At 29.2% G+C, this 2,070-nt stretch carries 2 protein-coding genes; both read left to right on the top strand.

Annotated elements, in window-relative coordinates; genetic code table 11:
- Positions 1 to 99: 99 nt before the first annotated feature.
- Positions 100 to 1,302 carry an IS21 family transposase gene (gene istA / locus BUB32_RS12500; RefSeq protein ID WP_072969639.1) on the top strand — a complete coding sequence of 401 codons (1,203 nt, stop codon included), beginning with the start codon at positions 100 to 102 and terminating at the stop codon, positions 1,300 to 1,302.
- An 8-nt stretch (positions 1,303 to 1,310) separates the two neighbouring features.
- A partial coding sequence (gene istB / locus BUB32_RS12495; RefSeq protein WP_072969638.1) for an IS21-like element helper ATPase IstB occupies positions 1,311 to 2,070 on the top strand: 760 nt, incomplete at its 3' end.

Below are 2,070 nucleotides of genomic sequence, written 5' to 3'. Positions count from 1 at the left end.
TGTAAATGATAAAATAAGAATGTACGAAAAGTGGAAAATAAAAATGTACAAATTTGTACATAAATTTGGTATCCTTCTGTTTGTAGGAGGGATACAAAAATGAAAAATCTATTAGGTCAAATTAGTATATTTAAGGCTATGGAAATAAAACCTAATTTTTCAGAATTAGCAAGAGAATATGGAGTAGATAGAAGAACTGTTAAAAGGTATTATGAGGGATATGAAGGCAAGCCAAAAACAAGAAATAAACAAAGTAAATTAGATAAATACTATGATGAAATAAAAGCAAAGCTTGAAATAAAGGGGGTTACGGTAAAGGGAGTATATGAATACTTTGTTTCTAAAAATTATGATATTGGGACATATTCTAATTTCAACAAATATGTAAAGAGAAAGGGACTGAAACCTACTAAAAAAGCAAGTGGTCATCCAAGATTTGAAACTCCTGCGGGAAAACAGGCCCAGGTAGATTGGAAGGAAGACATAAAATTAGTTTCGAGATATGGAGAAGAATTCGTTGTTAATGTATTTAACTATAAACTTGGATATTCAAGATATTGCTACTTTGAATATAGGAAAGCAAAAACTCAACAAGATGTAATTGAATGCTTGATAAACGCATTTAAAGCTACAGGAGGTGTTCCGGAGGAAATACTTTTTGACAATATGAAAACAGTAGTTGATATAACAAACGAGGGGAGGAAGATAAATAATAAAATAAAAGCATTTGCAAATGATTTTGGCTTTAAGATACGCTTATGTAAACCAAGACACTCATATACCAAAGGAAAGGTGGAATCATCTAATAAATTTATTGACTGGTTACTGCCATACAATGGTGAATTTGAAAATGAAGAAGATTTAATAAAGATAATTGATGAAATAAACAAAAAAGTTAATCAATCCACAAATCAATCAACAGGGATACAACCGATAATATTATTCCAAAAAGAGAAGGAGTATCTATCTCCGCTACCAAGTAATGATATCATAGAAAGTTATATGAACTTCGAGCAAAAAGCAACTGTTCATAAAGATTCTATGATATATTACAAAGGGAGTAGATACTCAGTCCCTCCAAAATATATAAATAAAACTGTAACTCTTAAAACAGTAGAAAATGAGTTACATGTATATTTTAACACAGATTTGATATCTGTCCATATATTAAGTGATAAAAAGATAAATTATCATGAATCTCATTATAGAGAATTGATGGAAAATCTCATCAAAAATAGAGAAGATATTGAACAAATATGCACAAATAATCTTAACGAATTAGATAAATTATTGCATAGGTAGGTGAAAATGTGAGTAACTATATTAAGCTATTAAACAATTTAGAAGAGCTTGGATTAAATAACATAAAAAATAATATAGATATGTACTTAAACCTGATTAAATCAGGAGAAAAAAGTGTTATAGATGCTCTATATGAACTAAGCAATTTAGAAATAAAATCAAAACAAGAAAAAGCAATACTTGCATGTGTTAAAGTAGCAAACTTCCCTTTTTTAAAAGAACTTGATGATTTTGATTTTGAATTTCAACCAAGCATAAACAAACAAGAAATTCTTGATTTAAAAAGCTTAAGATTTGTAGAAAATAACGAAAATATATTGTTTGTAGGAACCCCCGGGGTAGGCAAGACACATCTTGCCACCTCCATAGGGATAGAATGTGCTAAGCACAGATATTCTACCTATTTCATTCATTTTCAAGAATTAATGTCTCAATTAAAAAAGGCATTAGCAGAAAACCGTTTAGAGATCCGATTAAAACATTTTTCAAAGTATAAAGTGTTAATAATAGACGAAGTAGGGTATTTACCAATAGACACAGATGCTTCAAATATATTTTTTCAGCTAATATCTAAAAGGTATGAAAAGCATAGTACTATTATTACAACTAATATGCCCTTTTCTAATTGGGCAGAAGTATTTGGATCAGCAACATTAGCCAATGCAATATTGGATAGATTACTTCATCATTCGCATGTTATATCAATAAAAGGGCCTTCATATAGATTAAAGTCAAAAGTTGAATATTTTAACAGTTCTTCGAATGCAT

Source organism: Thermoanaerobacter uzonensis DSM 18761 (assembly GCF_900129115.1).
Taxonomy (GTDB): Bacteria; Bacillota; Thermoanaerobacteria; order Thermoanaerobacterales; family Thermoanaerobacteraceae; genus Thermoanaerobacter; species Thermoanaerobacter uzonensis.
Note: the sequence above shows the minus strand (reverse complement) of the source record. Positions and strands in the feature narration are given on the sequence as shown.

Coding starts and splice junctions, on each gene's coding strand:
- istA (WP_072969639.1), top strand. CDS start 100: ATGAAAAATCTATTAGGTCAAATTAGTATATTTAAGGCTATGGAAATA.